This is a genomic window from Streptomyces sp. NBC_00400 (assembly GCF_036048035.1).
GTDB lineage: Bacteria > Actinomycetota > Actinomycetes > Streptomycetales > Streptomycetaceae > Streptomyces.
Genome location: NZ_CP107940.1, coordinates 8035314 through 8060726, shown reverse-complemented (window position 1 = coordinate 8060726; position 25413 = coordinate 8035314). Strand labels below are relative to the sequence as shown.

Annotated in this window: 19 protein-coding genes and 7 pseudogenes; 11 read left to right on the top strand and 15 right to left on the bottom strand. The window is 68.0% G+C overall.

What is annotated here, in order from left to right:
• The first annotated feature begins 458 nt into the window (after positions 1-458).
• Both OHS81_RS35330 and OHS81_RS35325 read left to right on the top strand, forming a co-directional pair.
• Positions 459-797, top strand: coding sequence for a helix-turn-helix domain-containing protein (locus OHS81_RS35330; RefSeq protein WP_328390146.1), 339 nt, complete (start codon positions 459-461; stop codon positions 795-797).
• 240 nt (positions 798-1037) lie between these two features.
• The gene (locus tag OHS81_RS35325) at positions 1038-1241 is read left to right on the top strand and encodes a cold-shock protein (RefSeq protein WP_019072426.1); all 204 of its coding nucleotides are present in this window, start codon (positions 1038-1040) and stop codon (positions 1239-1241) included.
• A 9-nt stretch (positions 1242-1250) separates the two neighbouring features.
• Here OHS81_RS35325 and OHS81_RS35320 read toward each other — a convergent pair.
• From OHS81_RS35320 to OHS81_RS35310, 4 genes and pseudogenes are all read right to left on the bottom strand, one after another.
• Positions 1251-2210: pseudogene (locus tag OHS81_RS35320) on the bottom strand (IS1380 family transposase); the annotation flags it as partial.
• Positions 2207-2336 (bottom strand): annotated as a pseudogene (locus tag OHS81_RS37555) (SCO5918 family protein); the annotation flags it as partial. The pseudogenes OHS81_RS35320 and OHS81_RS37555, both read right to left, overlap by 4 nt.
• A 32-nt stretch (positions 2337-2368) precedes the next feature.
• Positions 2369-3172 carry a PAQR family membrane homeostasis protein TrhA gene (trhA, locus tag OHS81_RS35315; protein ID WP_328390144.1) on the bottom strand — a complete coding sequence of 268 codons (804 nt, stop codon included), beginning with the start codon at positions 3170-3172 and terminating at the stop codon, positions 2369-2371.
• A 61-nt stretch (positions 3173-3233) separates the two neighbouring features.
• Positions 3234-3566 carry a MerR family transcriptional regulator gene (locus OHS81_RS35310; RefSeq protein WP_328390142.1) on the bottom strand — a complete coding sequence of 111 codons (333 nt, stop codon included), beginning with the start codon at positions 3564-3566 and terminating at the stop codon, positions 3234-3236.
• Between the two features lie 851 nt (positions 3567-4417).
• Between OHS81_RS35310 and OHS81_RS35305 the strand changes: the two are divergent.
• Positions 4418-4624: pseudogene (locus OHS81_RS35305) on the top strand (ATP-binding protein); the annotation flags it as partial.
• A gap of 690 nt (positions 4625-5314) precedes the next feature.
• On the opposite strand, the gene OHS81_RS35300 reads toward OHS81_RS35305, so the two are convergent.
• On the bottom strand, positions 5315-6322 hold the full coding sequence (locus OHS81_RS35300; protein WP_328390141.1) for a helix-turn-helix transcriptional regulator: 1008 nt from the start codon (positions 6320-6322) through the stop codon (positions 5315-5317).
• A 157-nt stretch (positions 6323-6479) separates the two neighbouring features.
• On the opposite strand from OHS81_RS35300, the gene OHS81_RS35295 reads away from it, so the two are divergent.
• The 3 genes from OHS81_RS35295 (at position 6480) to OHS81_RS35285 (ending at position 9147) form a co-directional block, all read left to right on the top strand.
• Complete coding sequence (locus OHS81_RS35295) at positions 6480-6902, top strand: VOC family protein (protein ID WP_328390139.1); 423 nt, start codon at positions 6480-6482, stop codon at positions 6900-6902.
• Between the two features lie 111 nt (positions 6903-7013).
• The gene (locus tag OHS81_RS35290; RefSeq protein WP_328390137.1) at positions 7014-8045 is read left to right on the top strand and encodes an aldo/keto reductase; all 1032 of its coding nucleotides are present in this window, start codon (positions 7014-7016) and stop codon (positions 8043-8045) included.
• Positions 8046-8052: 7 nt separating this feature from the next.
• Positions 8053-9147 (top strand): winged helix DNA-binding domain-containing protein, encoded by a 1095-nt coding sequence (locus OHS81_RS35285; RefSeq protein ID WP_328390135.1) that lies wholly within the window; start codon positions 8053-8055, stop codon positions 9145-9147.
• A 71-nt stretch (positions 9148-9218) separates the two neighbouring features.
• On the opposite strand, the pseudogene OHS81_RS35280 reads toward OHS81_RS35285, so the two are convergent.
• Both OHS81_RS35280 and OHS81_RS35275 read right to left on the bottom strand, forming a co-directional pair.
• Positions 9219-9434: pseudogene (locus OHS81_RS35280) on the bottom strand (transposase); the annotation flags it as partial.
• An 8-nt stretch (positions 9435-9442) separates the two neighbouring features.
• Positions 9443-9832, bottom strand: coding sequence for a DUF317 domain-containing protein (locus tag OHS81_RS35275; RefSeq protein WP_328390133.1), 390 nt, complete (start codon positions 9830-9832; stop codon positions 9443-9445).
• Between the two features lie 516 nt (positions 9833-10348).
• Between OHS81_RS35275 and OHS81_RS35270 the strand changes: the two genes are divergently transcribed.
• Positions 10349-11011, top strand: a complete 663-nt coding sequence (locus tag OHS81_RS35270) for a TetR/AcrR family transcriptional regulator (RefSeq protein ID WP_328390131.1) — start codon at positions 10349-10351, stop codon at positions 11009-11011.
• A gap of 460 nt (positions 11012-11471) precedes the next feature.
• Positions 11472-12605 (top strand): epoxide hydrolase family protein, encoded by a 1134-nt coding sequence (locus OHS81_RS35265; RefSeq protein ID WP_328390129.1) that lies wholly within the window; start codon positions 11472-11474, stop codon positions 12603-12605.
• A gap of 60 nt (positions 12606-12665) precedes the next feature.
• Here the strand turns inward: OHS81_RS35265 and OHS81_RS37550 are convergent.
• Together OHS81_RS37550 and OHS81_RS35255 are read right to left on the bottom strand one after the other, a co-directional pair.
• Positions 12666-13075 (bottom strand): annotated as a pseudogene (locus tag OHS81_RS37550) (Tn3 family transposase); the annotation flags it as partial.
• A gap of 118 nt (positions 13076-13193) precedes the next feature.
• Entirely contained in the window at positions 13194-13805 is a 612-nt protein-coding gene (locus OHS81_RS35255; RefSeq protein WP_328390127.1) for a TetR/AcrR family transcriptional regulator, read from the bottom strand.
• 198 nt (positions 13806-14003) lie between these two features.
• On the opposite strand from OHS81_RS35255, the gene OHS81_RS35250 reads away from it, so the two are divergent.
• Genes OHS81_RS35250 through OHS81_RS35240 form a run of 3 tightly spaced genes read left to right on the top strand, consistent with a single transcriptional unit; the run spans position 14004 to position 17022 of the window.
• Positions 14004-15329: an MFS transporter gene (locus OHS81_RS35250; RefSeq protein WP_328390125.1), complete on the top strand. Its 1326-nt coding sequence runs from the start codon at positions 14004-14006 to the stop codon at positions 15327-15329.
• A 26-nt stretch (positions 15330-15355) separates the two neighbouring features.
• Positions 15356-16024, top strand: coding sequence for an NAD(P)-dependent oxidoreductase (locus tag OHS81_RS35245; RefSeq protein WP_328390123.1), 669 nt, complete (start codon positions 15356-15358; stop codon positions 16022-16024).
• Positions 16025-16074: 50 nt separating this feature from the next.
• Entirely contained in the window at positions 16075-17022 is a 948-nt protein-coding gene (locus OHS81_RS35240) for an MBL fold metallo-hydrolase (protein WP_328390121.1), read from the top strand.
• A gap of 699 nt (positions 17023-17721) precedes the next feature.
• Here OHS81_RS35240 and OHS81_RS35235 read toward each other — a convergent pair.
• The 6 genes and pseudogenes from OHS81_RS35235 to OHS81_RS35210 form a co-directional block, all read right to left on the bottom strand.
• A complete protein-coding gene (locus OHS81_RS35235; protein WP_328390119.1) occupies positions 17722-19452 on the bottom strand; it encodes an IPT/TIG domain-containing protein in 1731 nt (576 codons plus the stop codon).
• Between the two features lie 1027 nt (positions 19453-20479).
• Positions 20480-20974: pseudogene (locus tag OHS81_RS35230) on the bottom strand (IPT/TIG domain-containing protein); the annotation flags it as partial.
• 138 nt (positions 20975-21112) lie between these two features.
• On the bottom strand, positions 21113-21391 hold the full coding sequence (locus OHS81_RS35225) for a hypothetical protein (protein ID WP_328390117.1): 279 nt from the start codon (positions 21389-21391) through the stop codon (positions 21113-21115).
• 173 nt (positions 21392-21564) lie between these two features.
• The gene (locus tag OHS81_RS35220) at positions 21565-21807 is read right to left on the bottom strand and encodes a hypothetical protein (protein ID WP_328390115.1); all 243 of its coding nucleotides are present in this window, start codon (positions 21805-21807) and stop codon (positions 21565-21567) included.
• A gap of 807 nt (positions 21808-22614) precedes the next feature.
• The gene (locus OHS81_RS35215) at positions 22615-24222 is read right to left on the bottom strand and encodes an IPT/TIG domain-containing protein (RefSeq protein ID WP_328390113.1); all 1608 of its coding nucleotides are present in this window, start codon (positions 24220-24222) and stop codon (positions 22615-22617) included.
• A gap of 376 nt (positions 24223-24598) precedes the next feature.
• Positions 24599-25362, bottom strand: a pseudogene (locus OHS81_RS35210) (transposase).
• Positions 25363-25413: the final 51 nt, after the last annotated feature.

The window sequence follows — 25413 nt, the reverse complement described above, 5'->3', positions numbered from 1 at the left end:
GTAGTCAGTGGTTCCTCGGTAAAGGCGTCGGCTGCGGGCGCGCGTGCCAGGATGTTCGGCAGTGGGGTTCCAAGCCAGAGCAGATGCAGGACGGGCGACGGGGCTGGCTGCCGAAGAGTGGCGCTACGCGAGGCCACCAGTAGTTCGCAGTATCAGCAGTACAAGCAGTACGCAGTACCCGTTTGGTAAGTGATTGGTTCAGAGGGAAGAACGGAGGACTTCAGCGCCATCAGGATCGCCCGGGCGGAAGGCTTGAGCCCGGGTACCGCAGGACATCGATAGGTAGGTGGTCTCCGGTCACGCATCCGCGATCCCCGCATTGCCCGCCCTCTCCCGGGTGGGCCCGCGGAACAAGTAGGCCGGCGCAGCACTAGGGCCGGCAGATGGTGTAGCAGTTCCTTCGGGGCCTTGGTGCCAATGGCACCAAGGCCCCTCCACGCGTTCCACAGAGAGGTGAGATGACAGCAGACGATTCCTTCGGCCGTCTCGACGACGACGATTACCCCGCCTACACCGTGGGCCGAGCTGCCGAGATGCTCGGCACCACCCCCAGCTTTCTCCGCGCCATCGGTGAGGCCCGGCTGATCACCCCGCTCCGCTCCGAGGGCGGCCACCGCCGCTACTCCCGCTACCAGCTGCGCATCGCCGCCCGCGCCCGGGAACTCGTCGACCAGGGCACCCCCATCGAGGCCGCCTGCCGCATCGTCATCCTCGAAGACCAGCTCGAAGAAGCGCAGCGCATCAACGCCGAACACCGCCGCACCGTCGGATCACCCAACCCCCCGACTGCGGCATGAGATGAGCGTGCCCGCCAGTATCGGCGGGCACCGCACGCACAGTCCCGGTGTGCGGCGTGATCGTTCCTGTGGTGACGTGGTGTGCGGGCGTGTAGCGTCTGCGTAGCTGTCGTGGTTCGGAGTTCCCCATTGCCCACGCCTTGGTGTGGGCGTTTTGCTGTGCTCTGCCGCAGGAACCAGGGCGATCACCTCTGCCTTCCACATGGAGTGGGAGGCGTTCATCGACTGGAAGGCATGACTATGGCTACGGGAACCGTGAAGTGGTTCAACGCGGAGAAGGGCTTCGGCTTCATCGCCCAGGACGGCGGCGGCCCGGATGTCTTCGCGCACTACTCCGCAATCAACTCCTCGGGCTTCCGTGAGCTCCAAGAGGGCCAGGCCGTGACGTTCGACGTCACCCAGGGCCAGAAGGGCCCTCAGGCGGAGAACATCAACCCGGCCTGACCTCATCAGCCGTGCCTGCGGCGACGCGACGGAGCAGGTGAGCCGCAGGCCGTCGGCCTCGGTGAAGCGCAACTGGGCGCCGAGGTGCGGCCGTTCCTTGCGGACGACCAGCCGCATCCCCTTCGGCCAGCCCGTCAGGCAGTCTTCGTCGAGCTCGGCGACCCAGGCGCCGTCGCGAATCTCACTGCCGGGTTCGATGGCGGGCGTCCAGGCGGAGGGCGGGACCGTCAGCACGTCCTGGTGAAGCTGCTCGGTGATGGTCATGCCGAGCGAGTACGACAGCCACCGGCCCTGCTTCGCGAGCCATTCGACGAATGCGTGGGTGCCTCCGCCGAAATCCGTGCGGATCAGCGTCTGCCGCCCACGCCGGTACCTTTTGGGCAGCTGGGCCAGGGCGAGTTTCGCGGCTTCGATGTGATCGGCGGCGGTGTTGGACCCGGCGTTGCCCTGCCGTCAGCAGCCCGGCCACCGGCTCCCCGGGCCCGCTGCGGCCATGGTCGACGAAGCCCATCAGCGGGTGATGGCCGAAGCTCTTGTTCCAGGTCGCAGCCGCGTCCTGCTGGTCGGAGTGCGCAAACACAAGCACCCCGTCCAGGTCCACGACCACCTGCCCCTCCGTGTCCGGAGCGGTATCTGCGGCCAATTTCCAGACGTGTTCGCGGACTTCGGAACGGGCGGTGCAGATCACGGTCAGAGCCTTCGGCCCGGCCTTGGCGAGGGCGTCGATGAGCCGGGAGACGGTCGGGTCAGAGGCCACCGGACCGAACAGGACCGGCTCGGCCCGCAGCATGCCCACATCCGCCAGGCAGCACCGCGCAGCGCGACCGCGAGCGCCACATCCAGCAGGATCTTCCCCGGATCATGCACCGCCCGAGGACGCCGCCACGGTGCGAGGCCTGCCGATATCGCCCCGTCCAGGCCGGTCTTGCGGACGGTCTCGACCAGCGCTCGCGCCTGCTCGTGGGTCAGACGGCCGCAGGGGCGCCGAGCATGGCGGAGGCCTGTTGGAACGAGTTGAGGAAGCGCATGGGCGCGGCGGGGAAGGTCGTGGCAGGTGAAGCCGAGCTGGCTCATGGCCCGGAGGACTTCACCGGCTTTGACCTACGGTAGACCGGTGGCCCGCCTGGTCATGTGGCTACAAGGAAGACCGCTGTGTAGTGCGCGGTGAAGGCGGCGATGGTGAGAGTGTGGAAGACCTCGTGGAAGCCGAACCAGCGCGGTGAGGGGTCGGGGCGCTTGAGTCCGTAGACGACGGCGCCCGCGGTGTAGAGCAGGCCGCCGGTGATGATGAGTACGACGACCGGGGTGCCGCCGGTGCGCGCGAAGTCGGGCAGGTAGAAGACGGCCGCCCAGCCCAGTGCGATGTAGCACAAGGTGTAGAGCCAGCGCGGTGCCCTGATCCACCAGACGCGGAAGGCGATGCCGGCCGCGGCCCCTGCCCACACCAGGGACAGCAGCCCCAGCTGCTGTCCCGCGGACAGCAGCAGCATTGCCAAAGGCGTGTACGTGCCGGCGATTATCAAGAAGATGTTCGCGTGGTCCAACCGCCGCAGAACTGCCTCACCTCGCGGACCCCACGTCCCGCGGTGGTAGACCCCACTCGTCCCGAACAGCAACAACGCCGACACCGCGAACACCGAACATGCCGCCACTGCCGCAGCCGAGCGCGAGAGGGCGATCAGGACGATGCCGCCGGCCAGCGAGAGCGGGAACATGCCGGCGTGCAGCCAGCCGCGCATCCTCGGCTTCAGCGCAGCTGCCGCCTGCTCCACGCCGCCTTCCAAGCTGGCGGTTGTCTGTCCGGAAGTCAGCCGGCTCGTTGTGCCAGCAGGCGGGTCAACCGCGGGGGTGCGGAGGGTGTCGGGCGTGGTGCCGGAGCGGTGCTGGGGCTCCCATTCGTGTGCCGACGGCTGGGCGTCTTCAGCGATCATGCCCTCATATTATGAAATCAGCGGAAGAGTGCGGTATCGGCGCGTCGCCACGGACTGCGGGTCAGATGTCTGCTGTGTGCTGGGATGCGGTGCGGCGGTGTTCGGCGTTGATGCGCTGCGCTTCTTCGAGCTGGTCTTCGAGGATGACGATGCGGCAGGCGGCCTCGATGGGGGTGCCCTGGTCGACGAGTTCCCGGGCGCGGGCGGCGATGCGCAGCTGGTAGCGGGAGTAGCGGCGGTGGCCGCCCTCGGAGCGGAGCGGGGTGATCAGCCGGGCCTCACCGATGGCGCGGAGAAAGCCTTGCGTGGTGCCGAGCATTTCGGCGGCCCGGCCCATCGTGTAGGCGGGGTAGTCGTCGTCATCGAGACGGCCGTACGAGTCGTCTGCTGTCATTACACCTCTCTGTGGAACGCGTGGAGGGGCCCTGGTGCCATTGGCACCAGGGCCCCGAAGGAACTGCTACACCATCTGCCGACCCTGGTACTGCGCCGGCCTTCTGTTTCCGCAGACCCGACCAAGATGCTGTCGGGGGTGCGGGGATCGCGGTTGCTTGACCGGAGACCACCTCACTATCGATGTCCTGCGGTACCCGGGTTCAGTGATTCCGCCCGGGCGATCCTGATGGCGCGGGGCTCCTCCGTTCTTCCCTCTTGATCAACTACTTACCAACGGGGACTGCGTACTGCTTGTACTACTGGTGATGCGAACTGCTGGTGACCTGATGAAGCGCCACTCTCCGGCAGCCAGCCCCGTCGCCCATCTTGCGTCTGCTCTGGCTTAGAACCCCACTGCCGAACTTCCCGGTACGCGCGCCCGCAGCCGACGCCTTTACCGAGGAACTACTGACAACTGCACTGCTGTTACTGCGAACTGCACTTACTGAACTGCCACTGCGGTACTGCTCACAGCGGCCCCTGATCACTGCGGGCCACCCGGTCCGGTTGCCAGTCCCGTCGCCTTCCTGCAACCGCTCTGGCTTCGGAACTCCACCACCGCACCATCCTGCGCACTGCAACTGCGTGTACTGCTGCCCGCCAGTTCGTCTCTGCCGGGCCTCGCCGATCTCGGCTACGAGAGAAACCATAACGACACCACCACCCAATGTCTACTCCAGCCGACATAGATTTTCGCGTGTTCAACGGTGAGGTAATCGGGCCCTGCCGGGTTAAGAGGGCACCGGGCGAGGCACGAGGGACGGGTAGGCAGGACCGGGCATTGACGAGCCAGAGGCCAGGGTGAACCTGATGGACACGATGCGCGTCGACGCCACGACCATCCGCTCCGCGACCGCCGTCGCCGATGCGCGTGGCACCACCCGGGCCTTCCTCGAAGCCCTCCGGCAGCCGGCCGTCGCCTCAGAAACGGCCGACACCGCCGTCCTGGTCGTCTCCGAGCTCGTCACCAACGCCCTACGCCACGGCGGCGGCACCTACACCCTCCGCCTGGCCGCCACCCGATCTGCGGCGTGGCATCAGAATCCCAGCAGAGCGAGATGTGGTGTGCGCTGCCGGAAGGCCATGGGGCACTCACCTCACCGGCCATGCTCCCTACCGCCAGCAATGGGAGAAGTTGGCCAGGGGGCCGACCAGCCCGTCGCCACCGCCGACGGCCTCACCGGCGCCGCGCTCACGCTGCGCCAGAGCGCAACCGAAGGTCGCGACTCTCAACTGCGCGCCTCCTCTACCTGCTTCGCACCGAGCACGCTGGCAGATGATGAGCGCCCAGCCATCCCGGATGCCTGACGCACCATCAGAAAAGTCAGCAGTGAGTCAGCATAAGCCCTGCTGGAACGGGCTCCACTCTGCTGAACCTGCACATGCCGAAAGAGACACCATCAGCCCACCTGACCTGCATGTTTGCCCCTCAACTGGGAAGATCGTAGGGTCCTCCCAGTTTGGAGCATTCAGGTGCAGTCCATGTCCTCGACGATGGTCCGTGCCGGAAATCCGCCGAAGGCCACCAGGCCGTCGCGCCGAAAGCCGGAGCAGCCCCCCGAGCACACCATGGGACTGTTGGCCCGAGCCTGGATGGGGCGGTGCCCGCACAGGCATCAGATCAGCGTTCTTGCAGGTCACGGCGAACTGAGCGTTGGGCCGGCCCCGGTGGTTCGGAGGGCTTGAGCGACGTGGTGAGTTCTGCTCTCACCGCGCCGGGCCGGTCTCTGGTCTCGTGGTGCGTGCGGCGTGGGCGTAGCGGGCGGCGAGGTCCCCGAATGCGGTGGCCAGTTGGGGTGGGCCGATGACTTCGATATCGGTGTCGAAGCGTCCGATGGCGGCGGCGAGTCCGGTCCATGACCAGGAGCCGAGGATGAGTCGACAGTGGCGGGAGCCGAGTTCCTCAACGATTCCGTCCTGGGCGAAGGGTGCGACGTTGGCGGCCGGGAGGCGGAGGATGACTTCGCCTTGGCAGGGCCAGTCAGTGGTGGTGCCGTCGTTGCCGCGGAATCGGCTGGTGATGAAGGTGGAGACATTGCCGCCGGGGAGTTCACGAGGGGCGAAGCGGGGGCCGGTGGGTGTGCGGGGCCGGATGCGGTCGACGCGGAAGGTACGCCAGTCCTCGCGATGGAGGTCCCAGGCCACGAGGTACCAGTGATGACGCCACGTGACCAGGTGGTGGGGTTGTACCCGGCGGGGGTTATCGGCTGAGGTGCTTGAGCTGGGGGCGTAGTCGAAGCGCAGTTCCTCGCGGGCATGGACGACGCGGCTCAGGTCCATCAGGACCTCAGCCTCGACCTGGCGGGTGTCGCAAGCCGCGGGCGGCTGGACGGCCGTGATGCGCAGCAGGTCGATGCGGTGGCGTAGGCGGGGTGGCATGACCTGGCGGAGGGCGGCCAGGGCGCGGGAGGCGTCTTCGGCGACGGCGGTGCCGGCGGTGCCGGCGGCCGCAGTCTGCAGCGCGACAGCCAGGGCGATGGCCTGGCCGTCGTCGAACAGCAGGGGCGGCAGGTTAGTGCCGGCCTCCAGTCGGTAACCGCCGGCCGGTCCTTTGACGGTGGTGATCGGGTAGCCGAGTTCGCGCAGGCGGTCTATGTCACGGCGCACGGTGCGCGAGGTGATGTCGAGACGTCCGGCGAGATCCTCGCCGGACCAGTCACGGTGCGTCTGAAGCAGCGAGAGCAGTGCGAGCAGCCGCGAGGACGTTTTATGCATGACACCCGTTCCCCAGAAGTACAGGACACAACCTGTCCTCTAACTCTGCCATCGTGGCATACGAGTCGTTCGGGAGGCATCGCTCCTGGTCACGGCAGCCGCTGCTGGATCTTGGATGGCCGGCGGCGTATTCATCACATGGAGCAAGGAGCAGGTCATGTCTTTCAAGACCACCACTCACCTGAACTTCCGGGGCGCTGCACGTGAGGCGCTGGACTTCTACCGGTCCGTCTTCGGCGGACGAACTGTCGCGGTCACCTACAAGGACGCGGGCGCCGTGCAGGATGAGAGCGAGGCGGACTGGGTGATGTGGGGTGAGGTGGCCGGCGACAACGGCTTCCACGTCATGGCCTACGACGTGCCCTCGCAGCTGCCCTGGAACCAGGGCGAGAACCCGTTCTTCGTCTCCGTGCGCGGCGACGATTCCGAGGAGATCAGCGCCCTGTGGGGCAAGCTCGCCGAGGGCTCGGTCATCGGGCGTCCGCTGGAGCCTGCGCCGTGGGCACCGCTGTACGGCATGCTCACCGACCGCTTCGGCATTACCTGGGTCCTGGACGTCACCGCTCCGTACAACGGCTGAACCCACCGACCGACCTGATATGCCTGCGCCGTCCGGGCTGCCCGTGCGGCTGCGGCGTCCCGGACGGCGCAGGCACCGAACACGTACGGCAGCGGAAGGAAACGGGGCACCGTGAGGATGCGGAAGCTGGGACGGACCGGCATCGAAGTCAGTGCCTACTGCCTGGGCACCATGGTGTTCGGCAGAATGGGCAATCCTGATCACGACGACTGCGTGCGCATCATCCACCGGGCGCTGGATGCGGGCATCAATGTCGTCGACACCGCCGATGTGTACGGCTACAGCGAGACCGAGGAGATCGTCGGAAAGGCCCTCAAAGGGCGCCGCGACGAGGTCGTGCTGGCAACCAAGTTCAACGGACCGATGGGCGAGGCCCCCAACCACAGCGGCAGCTCCCGGCGCTGGGTCGTCCAGGCGGTCGAGGGCTCACTGAAGCGGCTGCAAACCGACTACATCGACCTCTACCAGATCCACCACCCCGACCCGCACACCGACATCGAGGAGACCCTCTCCGCGCTCACCGACCTCGTGCGTGCCGGGAAGGTTCGCGCGATCGGCTCCTCCAACCTGCCGGCCTCGGAAATCGTCGAGGCCCAGTGGGTGTCCCAGCAGCGTGGACTGCACCGCCTGCGAACCGAGCAGCCCACCTACTCCATCCTCAACCGCGGCATCGAGCGGGAGATCCTGCCCACCTGCCGCCGCTACGGCCTGGGCGTTCTGGTGTGGAGTCCGTTGGCCATGGGTCTGCTCACCGGCCGCTACCGCAAGAACGCCCCGCGGCCCGACAACGCCCGCATGCAGTGGGTCTCCCGGCATCTCACCGACGAACGCAAGCTTGACGCGGTGGAGCAGTTGCTCACCCTCTCTGAAGAAACCGGCCATTCCCTCACACACGTGGCCATGGCCTTCGCCACCAGCCACCCCGACGTCACCGCCGCCATCATCGGCCCGCGCACCATGGACCAGCTGGACGACGTGCTCGTCGGCGCCACCCTCACCCTCGGCGACGACATCCTCGACAAGATCGACGCAATCGTCCCGCCGGGCACCGACATCAGCCCTCTGGACGTCTCCTACGTATCCCCCTCCCTCACCCACACGGACCTGCGCCGACGCCCGTCCCACGAGCGAGCCGCCGCGTGAGAATGCCATGACTGTCCTTGACGCCCGTACCCTCAACCGTGCCACCCTCGCCCGTCAGCACCTGCTCAAGCGCAGCGACACATCCGTGTCGGAGGCAGTGGCCCATCTGTGCGGCCTGCAGGCACAGGAGCCTCAGGAACCCTTCACCGGGCTGTGGTCCCGCCTGTCCGGCTTCAAGCCCAGGCAACTGGACGATGCGCTGACCGGTCGCGTGGTGGTGCGCACTCACCTGATGCGGCGCACCGTCCACCTCGTCACCGCCGACGACGTGCTCACCTGGCGAGCCCGCCACGACACAATGCTGCGCCGGCGAGTGCTGGGAACCTACCGGCGTGAACTGGCCGGCATCGACGTCGACGAGGTCGCCGCCGCCGGCCGCGCGGTCATGGCCGACCAGCAGCCCCGCACCATGACCGAGCTCGTACAAGCTCTCGAAGACCGCTGGCCCGGCCCGCCACGCCGTGCACTGGGCGAGCTGCTCATCGCAGCCCTCATCCCCATGGCTCAACTCCCGCCCCGCGGCCTGTGGCAGCAGACCGCCGGCGTACGCAATGTGCCGTTGAGCACCTGGCTGGAACGGGACATGGACCTGCTGCCGGCCGATGGCAGTGATCCTGTCGGACAGCAACTGCTGCACCGCTACCTCGCCGCCTACGGGCCCGCCGCCAGCGCGGACCTACGTGCCTGGTGCGGCCTCGCCGGCCTTCCCGCCGCCATCAAAGCCGCCCGAGAAGAACTCGTCGTCTTCCGTGACGAACGCGGCCGCGAACTGCTCGACCTGCCCGACGCACCCCGCCCCCACCCCGACACTCCCGCCCCCGTCCGGTTCCTCCCGGCCTTCGACAACGCCATCCTCGGCTACCACGACCGTAGCCGTATCATCGACGCCCCCCACCTCGGTCTGTCCGTCGCAGGCCACCGCACCGTCCTTGTTGACGGACGCGTCACCGCCACCTGGACGGTGCGCGACCACCAACTCCACATCAGCTCCCTGCGCCCCCTCACCGCCCTGGAACAAGAGGCCGTTTACACCGAAGCCCAGGACCTGGCCACCTTCCTGGACAACGACATCGCGCACATCCAACTCGACACCGAAAACTGACGAACACTCACTCCAGGTCCCGACGCCCCTCCTGAACGACGACGACGTCGTCCTGGGCTGTGTCCGCAAAGTCAGGGCAGCCAGAGTCGGAGGCAGGCGATGGTGACCATGGCTTGGTAGTGGCGGGCGCGTTTGTCGTAGCGGGTGGCCAGGGCTTTGTTGTGCTTGAGCCGGCTGAAGCAGCGTTCAACGACGTTGCGGCGTCGGTAGGCTGTCCGGTCGGGCCGGCACCGGCTCTCGCCTCGCCGGATGAGGCCATCGATCTGGTCGATCCGCTCGGGAATGGCTGGCAGGTTCAGCGGCGGCGGCCGGCGGGCCTGACAGGGAGGTCGACCGACGGGGTCGTTGTGGTGCTCCAGCGCGGGACGCTGCGCGTGGTGAGCGCGGGCTGCCGTCTCGGGGCGGTGCGCTGGACGTCGAGGAGTGTGGGCGCCGGGGCCGGCGGAGGCTTGACGGGGACGAGCTGGGCGTGTTCGCGCAGGCCGCGCATCATGTCGTCCTTCCAGCGCGGCAGCGGCGCGGGGTCGGACACGCTCTCGGTGACGGCCTTCACGAGCGGCATCGGAGTGTTCGTAGAGGCGGTGGCGTACCAGCGGGCGTACCCGCTCTTCGGGGGGCAGTGGCCGCGGCGCCGCTTCGCCGCATCCCCCTCCTGTCCATAGAGTTTGTCGGTCAGGGCAGGCACGCGGCGTCGTGTCGGCCGCGCACCAAGGCCGGCGCCAAGGGGATCAGACCGCCGGGAGCGCAGTGCGGCCGAGAGCGTGCAGGGTTTCGCGGCTCATGCCCCGCAGCGGCATGGTGACCGGCGACTTCATCCGAAAATCGTTGTGAGTATGGAGCCCTGTAGGGCGTAGCCCTTCGAGACGATTTGTTCGGGCCCTTCGAGTTCGATCTTGCGAACGGTGTCTGTCCAGGAAGAGACCCGAATCCGGGCCCAAGAGACCAGGTGATGTCTTCCGAATCCGGTCATAAGGCCACCAATCCGCTGCCTGGGCAACAACCAGGCGGTCGAGCACGTTCGCCAGGGCGCCAGGAGTGAGAGCGCGAACGTGCCCCAGCCGCTCCGCCTCGATGGTTCCCCCGACGCAGATGGGGAGTTAGGTGAGTGGGATGCCGTAGGTGCGGGTGTGCTGCCGCGGCGCGGTGGCGATGAGCATCACTCATTTGTACATCTGTTCTTAAGGATTATAGGTTTGCGCGCATGCCGCACATCGAACCGCCGTCCGCGAACCCTCCCGAAGGTGAAACGGCCACGGAAATAACCGGGGGTGAGCGCCGGACCTCCGCCGAACCGGGGGGCGGGCGGCGACGGACCCGTCGCAACGACCCCGACCGCAAGACGCACATCCTCGATGCCACCCTCGACGTCATCGCGGAGCATGGCGTGGCCGGGACGACGCATCGGCACATCGCCGCCCGGGCCGACGTGCCGCTCGGGTCGATCACCTACCACTTCGCCAGCTTGACCGATCTCCAGACGCAGGCGTTTGCCCGGCATGTCACACTGCAGTCCGCGGTGTTCGAGAATTTGTTCGAGGGTGTCACAACGCGCGAGCAACTCGTTGATGTCCTGGTCGATCTTGTCCGCGGAGGTCCTGCCAGGCACCGCAGTGCGGTCCTCGGCTTCGAGCTGCACCTGGCGGCGCTCCGCAACCCCGGACTGCGAGCCCTGACGCAGGCATGGACGGAGGACAGCCGCACCGTTCTGGCCCGTTTCACCGGCCCGGACAGCGCCGCCCGCCTGGACGCCCTGCTTGAGGGAATGATCATGCATGCCCTGCTCACGACTGCGCCGGAGTCGTCTGAGAGGACGCGGGAGGCGATCGACCAGACACTCGGCCCAGCCGGTCGGCCGGGATCGTGACCGGAGCGCCTGCCGCCGTCCCGGCGGCGCCGACAGCGCCGACAGCGCCGTAATCGTGCTGCCTCTGTCGGGGACGATCGTCACACGCATCGGCCCCCGCCGGGCCGTCACCGTCGTCGCCCTGCTCGTCAGCGCGAGCCTCGGCGTCATCTCACTCGGATACGCCCTCTCAGCATCCCTGTGGTGGCCGGGCCGTTCCTGCTCGGCGCAGCTACGGGTTTCCGGGACGTCGCGATGACCGTGCACGCCGCGGCGGTCGAACGGCAGCCCGGCCGTCCCGTCATGCCGCGCTTCTTCGCCGCGTTCAGCCTCGGTACGGCCGCCGGTGCCGCGGTCGGTGTGCTGACGACCGCACTGCGGTTCCCGGTGAGCATCCATGTGGCCGTGGTCGCAGCGGTCACCGCCGGGGCGATACCCGCGGCGGCGCGGCACTTCCTTAACGCACCCCTTGGAGACCCCCATGACCCGCCACGCGCCCGCGATCGCCGTCCCCGAGGCCGAGTTGAACGAGCTGCGCTCACGGCTGCTCCACACACGCTGGCCGACCCCCTGGCCCGCCACCGGCTGGGAGGCCGGCACCGACTCCGGCGAACTGCGACGCCTCGTCACCTACTGGGCCTCCGCGTACGACTGGCGTGCCCACGAAGCCACCATCAACGCCCTGCCGTCCCATCTCGCAGATATCGACGGAACCCCCGTCCACTACCTCCGCTTCGACGGCGAACACCCCGGCGCCCTGCCGATCGTCCTGACCAACGGGTGGCCCAGTTCCTTCCTCGAACTGACCACCCTCGCCCGCCGGCTGGCCACGCCTTCGCGGTACGGGGGTGACGCCGCCGATGCGTTCACCGTCATTGTCCCCTCGCTGCCCGGATTCGCCTTCTCACCTCAGCGGCCCTCGCTCGCTCAGCCGCCGCAGACACATGAGATCTGGCACCGGCTCATGCACGACGAACTCGGCTTCGAGCGCTACGCCGCGCACGGGGGCGACCTGGGTGCCGGCATCACCTCCCGGCTCGGCGAAGCTCACCCCGGGGCCGTGGTGGGAATCCATCTGATGGCGATCGCCGGCCCGGTCGCCCATGACACGGCCGGTGTCACCCCCGAGGAGCAGGAGTACCTCGATTCCGTCGCGGTGTGGTCCGCGGAAGAGGGCGGGTACCAGCACCAACAGAGCACCCGCCCTTTCACGCTGAGCTATGGTCTGGCCGACTCGCCGACCGGGCTGCTTGCCTGGATCGTCGAGAAGTACCGGGCGTGGAGCGACTGCGGTGGTGACCTGTCGTCCCGGTTCAGCGACGACTTCCTCCTCACGCAGGCGTCGCTCTACTGGTTCACCGGCACCATCTCGACCTCCTTCCGGCCCTACTACGAATATGCCCAGCGGCTGACGAGGCGGGTGGAGCGGGTGACCGTGCCCACGGCCCTCGCTCTGTTCCCGGCCGACCTCACCCAGCCTCCCCGCAGTTGGGCCGAGCGCACGTACAACATCACGAGGTACACCCGCATGCCCCGTGGCGGACACTTCGCCGCCCACGAAGAACCCGAACTCCTCGCGCACGACCTCACCGAGTTCTTCCGCGCACACCGGTGAACACCGAAACCCGTGAGAGTTCTTGAGCCTCAGCGCCAACGCGCCCGTAGCCGGATCGGCCTACCGGTCGTCGTCGGCGTCCGGATCCCGCAGGGGCCGCAGGCCGCCGGAAAGGTCGGGGAGCTGGAAGGAGTACCGGCCCAGCATGTTGATGTGGTGCCGGACGAACGGCCAGAGCCGGGCCACGTCCGCCTCCCGGAGGTCGAGGCCGTCGGCGCGGAGCTGGGTGACCGCGACGTCCATGTAGCGGGTCTTGAACAGGACCAGGGCGTTGACGACCAGGCCGAGCGCGCCGATCTGGTCCTCCCTGCCGTCCTGGTAACGCGGGTAGAGCTCTGCCCGGCCTTGCCGTGGAAGATCTTCCGGGCGAGTGCGTGGCGGCCCTCCTGGAGGTTGGGCTGCACCTTGATCTTCCGCTGGTAAACCGGTTCGTCGGCCAGGCGCAGGGTGTGCAGGGGCTTGGCGATCCGCCTTCAAGCGCCTCGCTGTCCACCGGGAACGACGTACCGGACTCCACGACGCCCTCGTCTCCCTGGCCTGCGGCCTCATCTGCCGGCGCCGTCTCGACAAGACCCGCTCATGATCGCGCTACGAACTCTCTGCGCGGCGCCAGTTGAGCAGCAGTACGTCGACCGCAGTGTGCAGAGTCGTTGTGGCCACTCCGTCGCGCAGCTGCGTGGAGAGGCCGAGGAGAAAGCTGTGAATCATGGTGGTCACCCCGTCGACGTCGACGTCGGCATCGAGTTCGCCCGCGGCGATGCCCCGCTCCACGCAGGCCCTGATGCGCACCCGGTCTGCTTCACGCCGTGCCGCGACGGCCGCGCGCACTCCGGCATGCTCCTCTCCCGGTGCCCGCATCGTGCCGGACAGGGCGATGAGACAGCCGGTGGGGTGAGACGAGTCGGCCTGCATGTCGATCGAGCAGTGCAGCAGGCCGGCCACGGCCTCTCGCGGGCAGACCGTTTCGTCCTCGATGACGTCGATGGCGCCGCCCGGCCCCTTCATGTAGTGCTCGACGACCTGCTTGAACAGCCCTTCTTTCGAGCCGAAGGCGCCGTACAGGCTCGCGGAGGACAGCCCGGTAGCGGCTCGCAGCTGTGCCAGTGAGGTCGCTTCGTAACCCTGCTCCCAGAACAGCAGCATCGCAGCCTCCAGTACGGCCTCCATAGCGAAGGCGCGGGGACGGCCGGCTGGCGGCATATGGACCTCCTGCATCACAAGACGGGCGTTCCGGCATGGGGAGCACTTCCCCGCCTCCCATATTGGACCAACTGCTCCACAAAGCGCCAAGTGCCGAAGTGTCCGCACGCCGACGGCTCGCAGTGACCCTGATCACTTACGGATCAATCGATCTGAAACTACTTGACCAGCACGTCGAGTCGGGGCGAGCATTTCGGCATGAACGATCCAGAATTCAGGGAGGACGACGCCGGCGTCCGCTCCCCGCTGAGCCGCGCGATGGCGCTGTTGCTGGCGGTGACGTGCGGCGCGGCGGTCGCGAACATCTATTACGCGCAGCCGTTGCTGCCCGTTGTCTCCAAAGCGCTGGGGGTCTCCGAGGGGGCAGGAGGTCTGATCGTCACCTCCTCGCAGATCGGCTACGCGCTCTCGCTGGCACTGCTGGTGCCCCTGGGTGACGTGCTGGAGCGGCGCCGGCTGGTGAGCGGGCTGCTCGCCCTGAGCGCTGTCGCTCTCCTCGGCACGGCGGCCGCCCCCTCGCTGGGTGCGCTGTACGCCTCGGTCGCGCTGGTCGGGGTGACCTCCGCCGTGGCGCAGATCGTGGTGCCGATGGCCGCCTCTCTGGCCGCCGACCATGAACGCGGCGCGGTGGTAGGCACGGTCATGAGCGGCCTGCTCATCGGCATCATGCTCGCGCGGACGGTTGCCGGGGTGCTGGCCGGATTCGGGGACTGGCGGCTGGTGTTCGTCTTCGGGGCGGGCGTCATGGTGGTGCTGGCGATCACCCTGCGCCTGATTCTGCCTCTCGTACCGCCGGCCGCGAAGACGCCCTATCCCCGGCTGCTGCACTCGGTGGTGACTCTGGTGCGCACCGAGTCGCTGCTGCGCAGGCGCATGGCTCTGGCCGCGGTCGGCATGGGCGGCTTCACGGTCCTGTGGACCGCCTCGTCGTTCCTGCTGGCCGGCCCCGCCTACGGGTACGGTCCGGCGATCATCGGCCTGTTCGGTCTGGTCGGGGTCGTCGGGGCCGCCGCCGCGTCGGTGGCCGGCCGGCTGGCGGACCGCGGTCGCGCCCGCCAGGTGACGACCGGCGGGCTGATCGTGCTGACGGGCAGCTGGGGCGTGCTCATTTTCGCCGGCCGGGGAGGCCCACTCGGTCTGAGCGCGCTGATGGTCGGCATCGTGGCGCTCAACCTGGCACAGCAGGCGCTGCTGATCAGCCACCAGAGCGTCCTGTACCGCCGCATCCCGCACGCACGCAGCCGGGTCACCACAGCGCTCATGGTCTCCGCCTTCGCCGGCAGTAGCGTCACGTCCGCACTGACGGCCACGCTGTATCCGCTCGTGGGCTGGGCAGGGGTCTCCGCGCTGGGAGCGGCGATCGCGTTGATCGGCCTCGCGATCTGGTCCCTGGAACTGCTCCGCCCGAGCCCCGCGGAACCGCTCGCCGACCCGTCGGCGGACGAAAACGTCCACGCGGCCCGTACCTCTGGTGCACGCGCGGACGGCACCCAGGCACACGCCAAGAAGACCGCTCATGCCTGAGATCCGCCGAGTGGCGCGGAATCGTGGTGTCCGGCACCCGCGCCGCAGGACTGACCTCGACGGCCGAGCTGACATGGGGACTCCTGCACGCCCTGACCCGCTCGCTCCCCGCCGAGGACCGCAACCTGCGCGAGGGCGCTTGGCAGCAGACCGCGGGTCGTGACCTGCACGGCGCCCGCCTGGGCGTTGTCGGACCGGGCGGCGTGGGCAGTCGCGTGGCCCAGGTCGGGGTCGCCTTCGGCATGGACGTCGTTGCCTGGAGCGCCCACCTCGATCCCGGGCACGCGAAAGCACTGGGCGTCACCCCCGTCAGCAAACGGGAACTGCTGACCACCTCGAGCGTGATGACGCTTCACGTCCGGCTCTCCCCACACACCGTCGGCCTCATCGCTACCGGCGAACTCGCCCTCATGCGGCCGGAGGCGCTGCCGATCAACACCTCCCGGGCACCCGTCGTCGACGAGGAGGCACTGCTGGCCGCGCTGCACGCCGGAGCGTGGGGCGGCGCCGCCCTGGACGTCCACTTCACCGAGCCGCTGCCCACCGATTCGCCATGGCGTAGCGCTCCGCGAACCGTCCTCACCCCACACCTGGGCTACGTCACCGCCGACGCCTTCGAGATCTTCTACCGCGACGCACTCGGCGACCTCCTCGCCTACGCCGCCGACGAACCGGTCCGCCTACTCACGCCATGAGCGGACCACGCGCCCCACCACCCCCACACGAACGAGCAAAGGGACCCATCATGACCACCAGCGAGCAGACCACCACCGCCCACCCGCAGCACGATCCCGCCGACGATTCGGGAGGCCGCCTGCCGCACCTGTGGACGCGGACCCTGGGCGCCCTCACCATCACCTACGTCCCCGACGCCGGCGTCCACATGATCCCCACCCGGGTCTACCCCGCCTCCGCCGACGAGGACTGGACGGGCCACGGTCCCCACATCACGGACGCGGGTCACCTGGCCATGGGATGCGGCGCGCTGCTTGTCGAGCGCCGTGGGAAACGCCTGCTCCTGGACGCCGGCCACGGCCGCATCTCGGGCGAGGACCCCGAACACTTCCAACACGGCTTCGACCACGTACAGGCCCTCCCCGATCACCTGCAACGCCTGGGCGTCGACCCGGCCACCCTGGAGACGGTCGCCTTCACCCACCTGCACGACGACCACACGGGATGGGCCCGGCCGGACGCCGTCGACGACCCGCGCAGTCTGTTCCCCAACGCGCGCTGGATCGTCGGGGAAGGAGAACTGCAGGGCCTGGACCCCGCCTCCGGCCCACGGCTCGCCGGACCGAGCGAACGGACCACAGCCGTCGCCGACGGAACAGAGATCGCCGAGGGAATACGTGCCTGGGCGCTGCCCGGACACACCACCGGGCACACGGCCTGGATCCTCGACACCGGTGACGGCCGCCGGATCGTGGCCTTCGGCGACGCCATGCACTCACCCGTCCAAATCCAGCACCCCGACTGGGAAGTCGTCCTCGACCACGACCGTGCCCAGGCCGAGCACTCACGTCGGCGACTCGTGGAATTCATGGTCCAGGACGACGTCTTCGGCTTCGGTGTGCACTTCGCCGACCAGCAACTCGGCACCGTCGACGACACCGGCCACTGGCGCCCGTGGGAGGAACAAGAAGGACAACCGGTAAGAGCTCGTGACACGATCACGTGCGGGTCTTCTTGAGGCGTGCCTGGCAGGTCCTCCGTTCCCCAATCCACGGCAGACGAAGGACATCATGACGCACCATCAGATCTATCTGACACGACGTCAGCAAAGTCAGCATTGACTCAGCATGTGCCCTGCGCCCTGCCAGAGGTGGTGACAGGTGGCGACACATGCACATGCAGCAATCCGACCTGTACGGCCTCTGAGCTGCGAAGATGCTAGCCAACCCACTACACCCACAACACGGCCGCCAACCTGGTGCCAATGGAAGCCGAAGAGGTACGGAAAGGCAGCGTTGTCCGTGGGAAGCACGCGACGACATCCACGACGTCCTCCCCCGGCTCGCCCCCTGCACGCTCCGCCCGCAGTCACTCGGCTTCCTGAAGGACTCCTTACCTCCTGACTCCCGAACGGACTCCGCAGTTCCCCTCCGAGGGCTGACATGAGTGCATTCGCAGCTGCCCCCGCGCGGTCGGCCAGCGGCACCCGCCGCTGCGTCACCCACACCAGTACATCCGCCGCGGGTAGCTCCCTCCTGCGGCTGCCCCCTCCTCCGGAGACGAGGAGGCCACCGCTGCGCGGCACCCGGAATCGGTCACGTGGCAGACGACCACCTGCCAAGGGTCACGCCCCGACTGGCCCCAGCGCCCCCTTCACGCCGACGCTCACCACGTGACCACCAAGTCCGGTGTGGACACGGCTCCTTGGACTGCACGGTCAGGCGTAGGTGAAGCGCACAGGGTTGCTGGTGCCGGTGGGGGTGGTGACGGTGACGCGCACGGTTCCGTTCCCGGGCGGAACGACAGCGAGGAGGACGTTGTCGGACAGAACGGTGAAGTCGTCCGCCGGGTGGCTGCCGAAAGCGACGGTCCTCGCGCGGTTGACCTTGCAGCCGAAGATGACGACGGTGTCGCCGGGACGGGCGCTCTGCGGCGTCACCGCCACGAGCCTGGGCGGCAGCGAGGCGCTGTAGGTGAACGACACCCCGTTGCTGGTACCGCCGGGAGTGGTGACCGTCACCGGCACCGTCCCGGTCCCGGGCGGAGTGGTGATCCCGATGATGGTGTCGGAGGCGACCGTGAAACCGGCCGCCGCGATACCACCGAAGTCGACCGTCGTGGCACCGGTGAACCCGGAGCCCACGGCGATGATGTCGCTGCCACCGGCCGGATCGCCCGCCTGCGGGGCAATCGCCTTGATGACCGGTGTCGAGACGTAGGTGAAGCGCACGGGGTTGCTGGTGCCGGCGGGGGTGGTGACGGTCACGGGCACCGTTCCGTCTCCGGGCGGGACGACGGCGAGAACGACGTTGTCGGACAGAACGGTGAAGCTTTCCGCCGGGTGGCCACCGAAAGCGACCCTCGTCGCGCGGTTGACCTTGCAGCCGAAGATGACGACGGTGCGGCCAGGGCGGGCGCTCCTCGGCGTCACCGCCACGAGCCTGGGCGGCAGCGAGGCGCTGTAGGTGAACGACACCCCGTTGCTGGTACCGCCGGGAGTGGTGACCGTCACCGGCACCGTCCCGGTCCCGGGCGGAGTGGTGATCCCGATGATGGTGTCGGAAGCGACCGTGAAACCGGCCGCCGCGATACCACCGAAGTCGACCGTCGTGGCACCGGTGAACCCGGAGCCCACGGCGATGATGTCGCTGCCACCGGCCGGATCGCCCGCCTGCGGGGCAATCGCCTTGATGACCGGTGTCGAGACGTAGGTGAAGCGCACGGGGTTGCTGGTGCCGGCGGGGGTGGTGACGGTCACGGGCACCGTTCCGTCTCCGGGCGGGACGACGGCGAGAACGACGTTGTCGGACAGAACGGTGAAGCTTTCCGCCGGGTGGCCACCGAAAGCGACCCTCGTCGCGCGGTTGACCTTGCAGCCGAAGATGACGACGGTGCGGCCAGGGCGGGCGCTCCTCGGCGTCACCGCCACGAGCCTGGGCGGCAGCGAGGCGCTGTAGGTGAACGACACCCCGTTGCTGGTACCGCCGGGAGTGGTGACCGTCACCGGCACCGTCCCGGTCCCGGGCGGAGTGGTGATCCCGATGATGGTGTCGGAAGCGACCGTGAAACCGGCCGCCGCGATACCACCGAAGTCGACCGTCGTGGCACCGGTGAACCCGGAGCCCACGGCGATGATGTCGCTGCCACCGGCCGGATCGCCCGCCTGCGGGGCAATCGCCTCGATGACCGGTAATCCCGCTGATCCGTAGGAGTACGTGAGGCTGTTGCTGACGCCGCAGGCGGTGACAACGGCTACCGGAACGCTTCCGCTTCCGGGCGGCGCGACGGCCGTGATCGTGGTGTCGGAGGTGACGGTGAAGCCGGCGGCCGAGACAGCGCCGAAGGTGACATCGCTGGTAGCGGCGAGCCCACAGCCGCTGATGGCGACGGTATTGCCGCCGGCGGCTGGTCCTGTGCTCGGGTGGAGAGCGTTGATGAGGGCAGACATGCCACAGCCTTCTTTCCTTCGTGGGCGATCAGTTCGCGCGCAGGTCAGCTGGCCTGCGCCGAGAAGCCGGCCGCGTCGACATCGCGAGGCACAGGCCGTCAGATGAAGGCGGAACGCAAGCGATTACGAAGCGGCCTCAATCGATTGAACTGAACCTGTCCATGCGAAGGAAGGAGTGAGTTCACACGTCATGAAGCATACGTGGTGAGTATTTTTATCTTATGACGAGTCGGGGCGCTCGCCGCTCCTCCCGGCTCTTCCGGCATTTTGACCACCCGGTTCGTCTCGCGCCCTCCGCGCCTGGCTCTTGCCTCCGCCAGATGCGACACCGGTCGATCCCCAGGTGCCCGAGTTGCTACGGCAGGAGAAGCCATCGGTGAGAATCAGAGGAGCATCGGTCTCCCTGTGGATTCCCGCATCGTGGACTGGAGCTGGTATTCGGCACAGGCCACCGGCACGTCGAAGTGACGTAGTCGAGACCGAAGTCGCCGGCCAGGTTTCAGGAAGCCGGGTTCTGCGGGCGGAATGCGTCGTGGATGTCGTCGCGTGCTTTCCCGCGGACTCTCTAGCGGCGCGGCCCGTGGAGGTGGGCAGCCGCTGAGACGGGGCCCAGCGGACGAGGTCCAAGCCGATCCGAGACAGTAGCTGGGTGGCCGTCGTGAGGGACGCCGGTCAGCGACACCCGCAGCGGGAGGCCGCCACCGCCGGTCAGGACCTGGTGCTCGGCGCCCGGCCGTCCCCGGTCACCGGCCCCACCGCCATGGGCCAGCCCGGTGTTCAGATCCCGGGGGGAGGCGGCTCGGGCGCAGGTCTTCGGGGCGGCAGAAGGGCCTGACGGGTGAGTTGAGCTCTGCACGGCCATGGTCCTTCGAGCCATGGGCCCCGGTCGCAGAGGAGATGCGCCGGGGCAAGGCTCGTCAGGGGACGTGAAGTGGGGCCCGGGCAGGGTGAGGGGCACCCCCTGCCCGGGCGGGGTGTCCGCTCGCCTGGTGGCACAGGTCAGGCCGTGAGCGGCTCAGGTGAGGGGTCAGATGCCAGGTCCAGCCGCGCAGGTGAAGCCACCGGTGACGGTGGCGCTGCCCCCGGTGGTGGTCACGGTGACGTTGGCGGAACCGGGAGCGCCGTCCGGCGTGGGCGGGGTGACGACGGACAGCGTGGTGTCGTTGATGACGGAGAACGGTGCGGGCGTGGCTCCGAAGGTGACCGACTGGGTGGTGGTGAAGTTGGTGCCGGTGATGGTGACCGCGGTTCCGCCGGACGCCGGACCGGAGTTGGGGTTGATCGTGCCGATGGTGGGTGCGTCGACGTAGGTGTAGGTCAGACCGTTGTTGGTGCCTCCGGCCGTGGTGACGCTGACGCCCACCGGTCCGGCCGCCGCGCCCGCCGGTACGGTGACGGTCAGCTGGCCGTCGCTGATCACGGTCGGGGTCGCGGTGGCGGCGCCGAAGTGCACCGCGGTGGCGGTGCTCAGGCACGTGCCGTTGATGGTGACGGTGGTCCCGCCTCCGGTCGATCCCTGGTTGGGGAGATAGGCATGGTGTTGCCTCCTTCATTGCGGTGTGTGAGTGGGAGAGACGAACCGAGCCGGACGGCTGCTTTCGCCGTCGGCGGTGATGCAGGCTGTCCGGCGGAGCATTCGGTCGATATGTCGGCCGAGCCGTCAGGTGCAGCCGATGGTGCTGCCTGACGGAGCACAGTTGTCCGGGGTGTTGCCGCTCACCGTGGTGGCGAACAGGGTTACTCCTCCGGAGTTGACGTAGATGCCGCCGCCGCTGGCTGCGGCGGAGTTACCGGTGACGGAACTGGCGGTCAGCGAGACGACGCCGTTGTCGTTGTAGATTCCGCCCCCGGCGACGGCGGTGTTGCCGGTGACGGAACTGGTGAGCAGAGAGACGCTGCCACCCAGGTTCGAGATGCCGCCTCCCGGAAAAGGAGGCACGGCACTACCGCCTCGAACGGTGACCCCGACCAGGCTCAACTGGCCGTTGGTTCCTGGCACGTTCGGCGACCCCTGGACCTGCAGAACCCGGAAGGCCGGCGCGCTCGGGTCACGGGTAATGGTGCCCCTCCCCCTAGCAGGGTGATGTGAGCCGTGATGGGCGGTAGTCCCACTCACTGGGCCGGTGGGCCCGCTGCCTGCGCGCTGGTGAGTTGGTAGGTGCAGGACGGAACGAGCGCCAAGGTGTCGCCGCCGGCCGCGTTGGCCGCGTTGATCGCGTTCACCAGCGAGGTTTCGCTGCACAGCACCGGCGTCTGAGCGTGCGCCGCGTTCGGGACTGCGCCCAGCCCCGCGGTCAGCGCCACAATCAGGGCGCAGCCACCGAGGATGGAGCGTAAAGAACGGACAGCTCGCATGACGTCCCCAAAAAGAGGTGACGTGAGCCGCCGCACCACCCGTTGCCGGCAAGCGGCACAGGACGATGCCTTCACTCCTCCGAGCGGAAAGGCTCCACCGCGGCGCCAGAGCTGCGCCGCCGCCCGACTCTCAACTGGGCTCAGCCAAGGTAGGCCAGCTGCCCTCCCCCGAGAGGATGGGCTGCCCACCTGGATGGGATGGCATCAGTAACCCATCGGAGTGAGCGGACCTGCAATGCCCTTGACGTTTCATCACCCGGATGACAGAGCACGCATCAGCCGGGAGACTCAACGCCGAAGGTGGCCCGGGCCCCGCCCACCGCCCCTCGATTGCCCCGCCTGCAGGCTGGCCAGGACGCCTGTCCGCGTCGGCCAGTGGCCGCCACCGCCATGCCCACACAGGCATGGCGAAGCACCCGCACCGCCGATCACCCACAGACAGCGTGCAGAGGCGAACCAGTTGCGGGCCATCGGGGCTTTCAGCCCCATGCCGTGTTTCTGTGATCAGGTCGGCGCCGGTCCGACCGGCCGGTCCACGGTGCGGGAGATTGGCCCGCCGGGCACGCAGGGAAGCCACCGCCGATGGGCACAAGGGATGCCCGGCTTCCGACCCTTCCGCGGTCGCAGAGGTGCGCCCGAAGGGTGCCGGCAGGTTGCGCCGGCACCGCATCGGCTGCCACGACACGTGCCACGAGAAGGGCGCGGCCAGGCAGGGATCCTCGGCGGCACCATCTCCTCATCTGGACCGCATCGTCCGCTGACACACCTGGGGCAGGAACACGGGGTGGATGGTGTCCTCGGGGTGATTCATGTGTAGAGGTATGCGCCGGTGAGGGTGAGGGTGCCGGCTGCGGTGGTGACGATGACGTCGGCGGGCCCGGGCGCAGGGGCAGGGGGCACCACGACGGACAGGAGGATGTTGGATCCGATGCTGAACTGGGCAACGGTGCCCCTGATGGTGACCATGGCCGTGGTCGCGAGGTTCTGGCCGGTGATGGTGATGACGTTCCCGCCGAAGATGGAGCCGGTGGTGGGCTTCAGGACACCGGCCGTGGGTGGCTCGATGTACCTGTAGGAGAGCGTTCCGGTGGTGAGGCCGCCGGCGGTGGTGACGGTCAGGGGGACGCAGCCGGCGGACACGCCGGGTGGGACGGGCACATCGAGCCGGCTGTCGGAGACGACGACGGGCAGGGCCGGCACAGAGCCGAACAGCACCTGGGAGGCCGTGGCGAGTTGGTCGCCCCTGAGGGTGATCACGTTCCTGCCGTCTGTCGGGCCGGCGCTGGGGGCCAGGGATTGGACATCGCCACGGGGGTAGTAGACGAATGGTTTGGGGTTGCTGGTGCCGCCCGGAGTGGTGACGGTGACCTGGGCGACACCCACTCCGGGTGGGGTGACCACGACGATCTGGTTGGCCGTGTTGGCCATGATGACGGCGGGGGTGGTGCCGAACCTGACCGCGCTGGCTCCTGGCAGACTGGTGCCGGTGAGTGTCACGATGGTGCCGCCGGCCTGGGGGCCGAGGGTGGGTGACATGACGTTGAGGGTCTGGATGACGCTGACGGTGTTGGAACCCTTGTTGGCCACGTAGACGGACAGGCCGTTGGGGGTGATGGCAACTCCGGTGGGCTGGTGGCCGACGGTGATGGTGTCCGTGACGGCATTGGTGCTGGTGTCGATGACACTGACGTTGTCCGACCCGTTGTTGGCCACATAGACCTGCTGGCCGTCGGGGGAGGCTGCCAGGCCCCATGGAGTGCTGCCGACCGGCACGGTGGCGATGGGGCTGCGGGTGACGGTGTCGATGACACTGACGGTGTTCGCGGCACTATTGGCGACGTAGAGGCGGGCGTTGTTCGGGGAGGCAGCCACCCCGAGCGGAGCGGACAGGCCGGTGACGGTGGCCACCACCGACTGGGTAACCGGGTTGATCACACTGAGGGTGTTGTCCCCCTTGTTGGCCACATATACCTCCAGCCCGGTGGGTGCCACCGCGACACCCGTGGGCTGGTCCCCGACGGGGATGGTCGCCATGACGCTGTCGCTGAGCGTATTGATCAGGCTGACAGTGTCCGAGCCCTGGTTGGCGACGTAGAGGCGCAGCCCGCTGGGGTCGACTTTGATCCCGGAGGGGGTGTTTCCCACGGGGACCGTGCCGACGACCGTGTAGAGGTCCCGCTGCACGACGGTGACGGCGTTGGTGGCGATGTCGGCCACATAGAGGTGGGCGTTGTCCGGGGCGACTGCCACCTCGGCGGGGCCGGGCAGCGGTGCCAGGGCGGTGGCGACCGTGAGCGTTCCGCCATCCACGACACTGACCGACCCCGAACCGTTGTTGGCCACATAGGCGTTCAGTCCGACAGGACTCACCGCCAGGCCGAGCGGGCTGGCACCCACCGGGAGAGTCAGCACCACCCTGGGAGTGGCCAAGTCCAGCGAAGCTTCGCCCAGGCTCGGCCGTGGGAGGGGTAAGACTTTCGGTGTACTCATCATGCACCTGCCATGCGTTGGTTCGAGGTGGTCAAGGGGAATCCACCAGTGCGGGAAAGCACAATAGGAATCAGGAGATTCTGCACTACCCCTATCGACTTAATTCCACCATTAGGAGCAATTCACCAACAGGTGGCATAGAGGTGAATGACTGCGCTGCGCCCATGCGCGCGTCTCCCTGCAGCGTTGAGAACGCGCCGGAGCCGCTGCCCGCGAACTCACTCCCGCACGCCTAAGGGCTGTCCTGTAAATGATCCCTGAGTGGCCTTGGGTATGGTCGGCTGCTGTATAACCAGGTGGCCTATCCGGCGAGGGCGAGGTTGTGCATCCGTGCAATATCAAGCATGGCGTGGTGGACGCCGTCGCCTTTGAGACGGCAGTCGGGGAGGATCTTCCAAGTCGTCATTCGGGCGAAGACGCGCTCGACGCGGGCGCGGACCTGTTTGTGGGACTTGTTGTGAGCCTGCTTCCAGTCGGGAAGCTGCTCGCCCTTGCAGTGCCGGTGGGGCATCACGAGTCCGGTGCCCGGATAGCCACCGTTGGCGATCGTCGTTGTCGTGCCGACGGCAGCTTTCGCGCCGGACTCTTCCCACGCCAGGCAGTCGTTTCGATTGCTGGGCAGGGGCCGGCCGACCACCATGACAAGGCGGGTGTCAGCGTCTATGACGACCTGGTGATTGGTGGAGTACCGGTAGTTTTTCGACTGCTCGGCGACAGCGTGATCGCGGGTGGGCACCAGGGTGCCGTCCACGATCAACACGGTGTCCTTGGCATACCGCTTGCGGGGCTCGAGGGCGAGCATTGGCCCGAGGTGATCGATGAGCCGGTCCGCCGCCGACTTGGAAACCCCGAACAGTGGGGACAGTTGCATGGTCAGGTTCGTGCGCCAGTAGGCCGCGACCAGCAGTGTCCGGTCCTCCAGCGGCAGGCTCCACGGCCGGCCCTTGCGGACCGCGTCCGCACCCTCGCACCGCAGCACCGTCACCAGCTTCCCGAACTGCCGCGGGCCCAGCCCGGTGAACGGGCTATCCAGGACAGCTCCGAAGCCGTGATCGCACCAGCCACAACAAGATCATCCCACTGTGACCGGTTTGCTCAGGCGCCTCAGAGTCGCCC